General features: G+C 70.0%; 5 protein-coding genes and 1 riboswitch. Of the genes, 1 reads left to right on the plus strand and 4 read right to left on the minus strand.

The genetic code is table 11. The features are described 5' to 3' along the window. Positions 1–477: 477 nt before the first annotated feature. From FREUN1FDRAFT_RS13750 to FREUN1FDRAFT_RS13765, 4 genes are all read right to left on the minus strand, one after another. Positions 478–1,029 (minus strand): hypothetical protein, encoded by a 552-nt coding sequence (locus FREUN1FDRAFT_RS13750; RefSeq protein ID WP_006540671.1) that lies wholly within the window; start codon positions 1,027–1,029, stop codon positions 478–480. Beyond that, positions 1,022–2,128, minus strand: coding sequence for an NAD(P)-dependent oxidoreductase (locus tag FREUN1FDRAFT_RS13755; RefSeq protein ID WP_006540672.1), 1,107 nt, complete (start codon positions 2,126–2,128; stop codon positions 1,022–1,024). Before FREUN1FDRAFT_RS13755 ends, FREUN1FDRAFT_RS13750 begins: the two co-directional genes overlap by 8 nt. Before the next feature lie 494 nt (positions 2,129–2,622). Then, positions 2,623–3,954: a CAP domain-containing protein gene (locus FREUN1FDRAFT_RS42990; protein WP_232295181.1), complete on the minus strand. Its 1,332-nt coding sequence runs from the start codon at positions 3,952–3,954 to the stop codon at positions 2,623–2,625. 118 nt (positions 3,955–4,072) lie between these two features. Next, entirely contained in the window at positions 4,073–4,867 is a 795-nt protein-coding gene (locus FREUN1FDRAFT_RS13765) for a DedA family protein (RefSeq protein WP_006540674.1), read from the minus strand. A 287-nt stretch (positions 4,868–5,154) separates the two neighbouring features. On the opposite strand from FREUN1FDRAFT_RS13765, the gene fbaA reads away from it, so the two are divergent. After that, on the plus strand, positions 5,155–6,189 hold the full coding sequence (gene fbaA, locus FREUN1FDRAFT_RS13770; RefSeq protein WP_006540675.1) for a class II fructose-bisphosphate aldolase: 1,035 nt from the start codon (positions 5,155–5,157) through the stop codon (positions 6,187–6,189). A gap of 1,640 nt (positions 6,190–7,829) precedes the next feature. Then, a riboswitch (cyclic di-AMP (ydaO/yuaA leader) is annotated at positions 7,830–8,077 on the plus strand. Positions 8,078–8,089 lie beyond the last annotated feature (12 nt).

Here is an 8,089-nt window from a genome sequence, read left to right on the forward strand (position 1 = left end):
GAGTTCCCCTTCCGAGCCACGACGGCCCCACTCGTCGCGGATGCCTCAGCCGGACCGGCCGACCGCTGGGCGACCGGCTACCGGTGGCGACATCAACTCCTATGGTGCCCCAGGACGTCACGTTCTGAACAGGGGGCTCGTGGCGTCGGCGTGTCCGACCGAGCCGGGCTGTCCACGAAACCACGAAGAAACTTTGTCGGATCGCCGACACCCCGCCCCTGAGGGGCCTCCACGAATACCACCCTCGCAGGGTGGAGGGGAAGCCCTTGACCAGCACCATTGGCACGTTCGGGCGGTATCGGGGCCGCACTGCGCGGGCCGCGGCGTTCCGCCTCCCACCGTCGCCAGTCCCACCCCGGGCGGCCCACGCGAGGGGCCACACTTCAGCACCAGCAGCCCAACGGTTCCGCCATTACTAACGTTGCGTAACAGATCACCGGTTGAGCAACCGACACACTGCGGAGCCACCCCGAGCGGTCACAGTGGCGGTCGAATCCACAATCTTCGGCGTTCGGTGAGCAGTACTCCGGTCGGCACGAAGGCCGTCGACTGGGCCAGGCGCTTGCCGACCACGTCGCCGACCCCGATCCGGCTCCCGACCACCAGGCCCCGATATTCCAGCCAGCTCGCGAGCGCCTGGACAGCCTCACCGCCGAAACCGTCACGCCGATACGGGTTGCTCACCCGAACGCCGACCACCGCGCGGGCGCGATGCGTGTCCGCGGCCAACAGCCCCAGCGCCGCGCCGTCCTGACCGCGCAACACCCAGGTGAGGCTCCCGGTGCCGGCGCTGACTCGCCGCCTCAGCTCCCTGCGCATTCCGGTCGGATCCGTGGCCGCGGAATCCGCTGCCGCGGGGGCGGAGTCGAGCGCACCGCCGAAGAGCTCGCCGGCCGCAAGCCGCACCGGCCGGCCTCGGGCGGCCAGGACCATCGCCTGGGCTAGTTCCTCGGCCACGAAACCGACGTTCCAGACCGTGAGTGGAAGTGCGCGCATGCGCGCTGTGGTGAGGGTGGGGCCCTCACCCACGGCGCGCCGGCTCCGTGACGCCGAGCAACCCCCGGTCACGCAGCCAGGCGCCGGTCCGGCGCATCCCCTCGTCAAGGTCGACCCGGGGCTCCCAGCCGACGAGCTCGGCGATGCGGCGCCCGGACACCGTTCCGGTCCTGGTCAGATCCTGGATGGTCAGCGGGCCCAGATCCACCCGCACCCGCGGATCCACGTTCACGACGAGCTTGGCGCCGAGCCCGCGAAGCAGCCCGGGGCGGCGGCCTGACGCCGACCGAGACCGGCCGGGCAGCCGATCAACCGCGTCAACGACCTCGCACAGCCGTGCGGGGACCGATCTCGGCGGCCTGACCTCCGCCAGCGCCGCATAGCGGCCGAAGAAGTCGGCGCCGGTCGTCGCCTCGGGACCGGTCACATGGAGCACCCGGCCGGCGACCACATCGACGGGAGCGGCGGCCACCGCCGTCACCGCCGCGACCACATCGTCGACGTGGACGGGGCTGAGCCGGCCTCCGCCGCCGTCGACGAGCACGAACCGCCCGGCGCGCATCAGCAGCACCGGCCACAGCGTCCAACGCCCGGCACGGGGGCCGTAGGCGTCCGCGATCCGCAGCACGGTGACGGGCGCTCCGTGCGCCGCGGCGGCGTTCGCCGTCTGCTCGGCCGCGGCGATCGCGTCCGCACGTGGCTCGCCGGTGAGACCTACCGGCGCGGACTCGTCGGCGAGCATCGGCGCGTCGCCACCCAGCGCGCTCACGCAGGACAGGTGGATCACCCGGCCCACGCCAGCTCGCTGGGCGGCGTCCAGCACCGTCGCGGTGCCGCCGAGCAGCACCTTGCGCATCTGCGCGGTGGTGACACGACTCGGCGGTGTCACCCGGCCCGCCCGCACCGGCGTGAGCTCGCCGACCCCGCCCATGCCCACCGCGGCGGCGTGGACGAGCAGGTCCGCACCGTCGAGCGCCTTCTCCCAGTCGCCGGCGGTCGTGACATCGGCCTGCGTGATACCGGGCCCGCGCCGAACGTCGAGCGCGACCACCTCGTCGCCCCGCTGGCGGAGCTCCTGCGCCACAGCGCCACCGAGGAATCCGGCCGCGCCGGTGACCACCGACCGAGCCAATCGCCCTCCCACCCGCTGCCCGATCCGCTCGGCTGGTCCGCGCTCCGCGCGTGCCGACGGCCGGAATCCGACACACCGGTCCGTTTTGGACCAGAGAATACGTGATCTACTGGTGCCGACCTCGCCGGACGAGATCCGCCCGACCTTGGGTCGGTGGCGAGAGATCGTACCCGGTGCGTCCGACAGCCCGCCGCCGGACAGATGGGACGTCCACAAAGGTGGCAGGTGCGAGCGGACTTGCCGCCCCGTCCGTGCCGCCGCTACTGCTGCTGCTGTACCAGGCAGGATCTGAGGATCGTGGTCGCCAGAACGACCAGAATCCTCAGATCTTCAGTGGGCCTTTCCCATCGTCGGCTCGAACCTGCGGTGTCCCCGACCCTGCACCGCGAGATGGAAAAGGCTCAACGGGACGTACCGGGTCACCGGCGCCGGCCGGTCGGACTCGCGGTGCCGCGCCGAGAAGCGAGGCGGCGTGTGCGGCGCTGTCAGCGCTCTCACGCACCGGTGCCGAAGTTCTCGACCCAGTAGGTGCCGTAGTCACCACCGGTCGCGTACCCGACCCCGATCTGGGTGAGCTCGCAGTCCACGATGTTCGCCCGGTGCTCCGGGCTGGCCATCCAGTCGGCGACCACGGCTGCCGGGGCCCGCTGACCGGCCGCGATGTTCTCTGCCGCGACCGAGAAGTCGTAGCCGGCAGCCGTGATCCGGTCGAACGGTGACTTCCCGTCCAACCCGGTGTGGCTGAAGTAGTTGTGGCTCGCCATGTCGTCACTGTGGGCCTGCGCCGAGGCACTCAGGCGGGAGTCGATCGCCAGCGGCAGGCATCCGACCGCGACGCGCTGATCATTGGTGAGCGCGATGACCTGCGCGATGAGCGCGGCACTGTTGTCAGCGGCAGTGCCGGAGGCGGTAGCCACGGCGGCGGCGGGCTCGGTGCCCGCGGCGGTAGCCGTGCCGGCGGCAGGCGTGGTGCCGGCAGCGGCACCGGTGCTGCTGCCGGTGGCCGTGCCGGCGCCTGAGCCGGGGGCTGTGCCTGAGTCGGCGGATGTGCCGGCGGCGGGCTCGGCGCCGGAGGCGGATGCGGAAGGCTGCTGAGCCGGCGCTGGTTCCGGCCGGGATGCAGCCGTACCGCTGTCCGGACCGGACTGCGCGGAGCCGGCGGGTCCGGCGCCGGGGGCCGGGTCCGGCTCAGCGACCGTTGCCGGGCCGTTGGCCGTCGGGGGGCTACCGGGCAGCTCCGGCCCACCCGCGGCGGCCTGGTCGGCGGCAACCGGTCGCCTACCGACCTGCCCGGACTCCCCGTTCTTCCCGGACTCGACGTCGGCCGATCCGTCGGCGTCGGTGCCGGTCGCACCGGACGCAGTTCGTCCAGGCTGGCCGCCGTTCGGCCGGGTGCCACCGGGTTGCGCCGGACTGCCAGGTTGCGCTGGGCTGCCGCCGGGCTCGGAGCTCCCCCTGGCGTCATCGTCCGTGACCTCATGGATCTCGCCGTCACCACGGCTGACGACAACGGGGTGCGCGGGCGCCCGCGCCGACGGCGCAGTCGCCGCCCGTCTCGTCGTCGGTGGGTCCGCCGTGCGGCGTGCGTCCGCCGGACGCGGAGCTGCCCTGGGGATCACCACGGCGGGCAGGCGGCTCCTTGACGCGCCCTCGGGCGCGGTGTCCACACCGGCCGCGACACGCGCGTGATCGGCGGAGAGCTGACCGTCACGACCCGACATCGCGGCGCTGGCCGCCTCGGCACTCGAAGCCGGTAACGCCATCGAAGCAACGTCGATGCTCGGCACACCCACACCGGAGACCGCCGCCAGACCCAGCAGGACCACGAACACGATCAAAGGCCGGCAGGAAGGCCTCCGTATCCGTCCGCCGCGGGATCGGGGTCCACCGACCGGGCGTGACCGGCCCGGCCGGCCAGAATCCGACCGGCCCGTACCCGCGCGTTCAGGAGGTTCCGCGTGCATTCCAGCCGCGGTGTGATCGGCACTTCGGTGTGATCGGCACCTCGGTGTGATCGCTCACGCGACCACACGTTCGCCCGACGAAGCCCACGATCAGTAACCGTACGGACCTGATCACGACAGAACGAGCAACGGACACCCAATACGGCAGCGCGCCTAAAGCGACGCGGGGGTACGGGAGCGGATCAGCCCGCACTCGTACCCGCGGGGTCCTCCACACTCCGCGAGCGGGCCACCCGCCTGCGCATGAGCTCGCCCCCGCCCCGGCGAGCACGGACACCACGATCACCACGACCCCGATCCAGACCGCGGCATCGCGCAGGCCGGGAACGGCTGAGGCCGCATAGCCGAGCAGGACCAGGCCGGTTCCCCAGATGACGGCCCCGGCGATCACTGCCGCGCCGAACCGGTGCCTGGGCATCGACACCGCGCCGGCCAGGACCGGGGCGAACGTCCGCGCCCAGGGCACGAACCGAGCCGCGATCAGCGTGGCCGCGCCGAAGCGCTGATAAAAGTCCTCCGTTCGAACCAGCGCTCCCGCATGGCGGCGTTCGAGGTAGGGGCGGCCGAGATGACGGCCGGTCGCATACCCGACAACGGCGCCGAGGCTCGCCGCCACCGGCACACCGAGCGCGAGTACGAGGATCGAGACGTCGGCTGACGGGTCGGCTGCGACCAGACCCGCACCGAACAGCACGGTGTCGCCGGGGAGCCAGAAGCCGACCAGGACCCCACTCTCCACGAAAATCACCGCGAAGAGGATGGCGTAGAGGGTCATCCCAGAGAGGTCTTCGATGTCCACGAGGCCAGTCTGCCGCCGGAGCGCGATCAGGATGAGACATCCGACCAGCTTCCGGCGATGTCACGTGGAACCACACCCGTCCGAGCCGGGTGACGTCATACCCTTCGGCCAACACCTGCCGTCGGCACGCGTCGGGCGCAACCGCGCCCCGGGATCTCCGGGGGGTGGTGGCGGGTTCGGCGGCGCGTCCGGCGCCACGGCCCGCGGTGGCTTGGTGCCACCGGGCGGTCGGGCGCCCCTAGACCTTTCGAGGAGCTCCACCGATGCCCATCGCCAGCCCAGACGTCTACGCCGAGATGCTCAGCCAGGCGAAGTCGAACGCCTACGCCTACCCCGCCATCAACGTGACCTCGTCGCAGACCCTCAACGCGGCGCTGCGGGGCTTCGCGGAGGCCGGCAGTGACGGAATCGTCCAGGTCTCAACCGGCGGCGCCGAGTTCCTTTCAGGCACAACAATCAAGAACATGGTACTCGGGGCCGAGGCACTCGCGGAGTACGCGCACCACGTCGCCAAAGCATACCCGGTAAACATCGCGCTGCACACGGATCACTGCCCGGCGGACAAGCTCGACACCTACATTCGCCCACTTATCGCAATCTCCCGTGAGCGAGTTTCGCAGGGACGGGATCCGCTTTTCCAGTCCCATATGTGGGACGGTTCCGCGGTAGAGCTCGAGGAAAACCTCAAGATTGCGGACGAGCTGCTCGCCGACTGTCGGGCCGCGCGTATCGTGCTGGAGGTCGAAATCGGGGTCGTGGGCGGCGAGGAGGACGGCGTCGTCGGCGCGATCGACGAGAAGCTCTACACCACTCCCGGCGATATGTTCCGCACCGCCGAGGTGCTCGGAACAGGGGAGAAGGGGGCGTACATGCTGGCCGCGACGTTCGGCAACGTTCACGGCGTGTACAAGCCCGGCAACGTCAAGCTGCGGCCCTCGATCCTTCGCGAGGGCCAGCAGCATGTGGCCGAGAAGCTCGGCCTCGGTGGCGACGCCAAGCCGTTCAACCTCGTCTTCCACGGCGGCAGCGGCTCGGACCTCTCCGAGATCCGCGAAACGCTCGACTACGGTGTCATCAAGATGAACGTCGACACCGACACCCAGTACGCCTTCACCCGCCCCATCGTGGACCACGTGTTCCGGAACTACGACGGGGTCCTGAAGGTGGACGGCGAGGTCGGGGTCAAGAAGGCCTACGACCCGCGCACCTACGGGAAGGCCGCGGAGACCTCGATGGCGGCACGAGTCGCCCAGGCCTGTTCTGACCTGCGGTCCGCGGGCCGCTCGATCGGCGTCTGACAGACGCCACCCGGGCTCTGCCCGGTCCGTTGTTCGACATTTGAGCCGGGCCACGCTGGTCCGGCATGGACCTCAGTAGTCCGTTCATGCTCCCGGGGGCGCCCACGTTCCCGGGAGCACTCCGCTCGCCTGATGCCGCCCGGTGCATCGTCCGTGTGCGCACCGACTGAGCCTTTTCCATCGTCGGCTCTGGCCTGTGGCTACAGCGCCCGACAGACGTGGGATGGAGAAGGCTCACCGATCGCGGCCGCGCATGCCTGGCTCCGGCTCTTTACCTCCCCGCTCCTCGCAGCTCCTGGCGCACCGCTCCCCGCGGCTCGTCGCCCGCTCCCTGTCTCCATCTCCTCCCTGTCTCCTATCTCCCTCTCCTTATCTCCTTCTCCCGCTGCTCCGGCTCCCTGTCGCCGCGGGCAGTACGACGGCCCGCCCCGGCCGTCCAGCTACCACCGACACGCCCGCACGTGATCTCAACCGGCAACGCCGGCCGCTGACGCTCACCCGTCCGGACGTCCGGACGACCAGCCGACCGCAGTGTGTGATCTATTTCACTAACCAGTCTCCGGCGTCGGGTGACCAGCCCGCGCCCGGCGCGATCCGGGACGTCAACCACCCGGAAGAGCCCCACGAAGATCGTGCGGCCTGGCGACGGCACATCGCCTGCCATACCGAGCCAGGACACCCTCAGGGACACAGTGGTCCGATCCCGTGCAGAAAGCGGGGCGGCCCGACGACCTGCTCAGACCACGCCTCGGCGCCAAGGCCACCCACGCCTGGGCAAAGCTTCGTGTGGGCTGCCATGTGGCCTCTTCGACCGTTTCGGCCACCCACGGGCTCGCACGACAGTGAGGGAACGGCGCTAAGCGGCGAATCGCTGGACGGAACGCACCACCGCGGCAGCGGGCCCGCCATCCGGAATCTCCGGCCTCGTCCGGACAGGCCGGGAAACGTCCGGCTCGCGACAGGCTCGCCCGACCCGCCCCTCACCGAAGCGCGCGGACGTAGTTCGCGCCGCCGTCCACAGCGGGCTGGCCGGACTGGTCGACACGGGCCCGGCAATTCACCCCGGCAATTCACCCCCATTGCCACCGATGTGACTATGGGCTATCAAGGAGACACCGAGAGGCACCACGGGTGCCACAGCGACGAGGAGGTCCGAGTCTGCACGCACCCCCACAAGATCACCCCAGGCCTCGACGGGGCGGCGCTCCGAGCCCTCGATCCGACCCCCCGGCAGGCTCGTCGGCGACGAAAGATACACTAACGTTAACTCATAGTTACGATTGCGTATCTCACATGACGCGACGCCCGAACCTCCATCAGTACAAGAATATAAATTTTCGCCCTCGTTAGTGACGGGATACGCAGCGAGCGGTAGCCTTGGCTCCGATTCCGGCGAATTACTCGCAGCGCAGGCAATACCGGCGATCTTTCGCGAGCGTGATCAGTCGGCCCGAACCCTCCATCCCGAAACGCCCGCCAAGTTAATGAGCGCGCGTGCGCGCGCGATACCAGGGCCGGCAGCCAATCTCAAGAAGGCGCGCGGGAGTGTGCTCTTCTTCACGTCGACCATTCAATCCTTGTCGCCTCGCCCGACGTTGTGGTTATGGTCTTCGCCGTGCCCGGAGACAGGCCGGGCACCCGACGGGTGCACGCCGAATCCCTGCCCCCACCCGCCGGAAACAAAAACCCGATGGCAGGAGCGGGGGAACCAATACCCGGCCACCGAACCTGGTGGCCTTGGGGTGAAGCCGCAGGGCCGTTGGCAGCAATGAGGAACCGTCTTCCTTGCTGTCGAAGGCACAGGATTTGGGAGTTCCTGACATGCGGCCGGGCTTGTTCCCTGCCCGAACCCGACAGCTCACCTCGCGAGGCGTGGGGAAGAAAACTCACGCATGTCCGA

It is taken from the genome of Parafrankia sp. EUN1f, assembly GCF_000177675.1.
In the GTDB taxonomy this organism is placed as follows: Bacteria; Actinomycetota; Actinomycetes; order Frankiales; family Frankiaceae; genus Parafrankia.